Annotated in this window: 1 protein-coding gene; it reads right to left on the bottom strand. The window is 35.9% G+C overall.

The features are described 5' to 3' along the window. Positions 1 to 195 (bottom strand): hypothetical protein (locus CF394_RS15990; protein ID WP_207761736.1); only part of this gene is annotated, 195 nt, incomplete at its 3' end. Positions 196 to 262 lie beyond the last annotated feature (67 nt).

Here is a 262-nt window from a genome sequence, read left to right as displayed (position 1 = left end):
CAGCACATAATCATTGATTCTTTTAACGTCTTTCCACGATTGGTTTTCGTTAAAAATTGTCTGAATCGTAATTTTTACCGGAGCTTTCGGATTGGAAGATTTTACGTAAGAATACGTCCAGCCACAGTTGGTATATGCCACGACATTCTCTCCACGCTGGTTATTGACTTTGCTTTTAAAATTGCTCCAATTCAATTTTTTTCCCTCTTCCCACTTTATTTTCTGACCGAATAGAATATTGGAAATCAGAAAACAAGCTAAA

Origin of the sequence: Tetzosporium hominis (genome assembly GCF_002265435.1) — a bacterium.
Taxonomy (GTDB): domain Bacteria; phylum Bacillota; class Bacilli; order Bacillales_A; family Planococcaceae; genus Chryseomicrobium; species Chryseomicrobium hominis.
The sequence above is the reverse complement of the archived record's forward strand: the minus strand, read 5'-3'. Positions and strand labels throughout refer to the sequence as shown.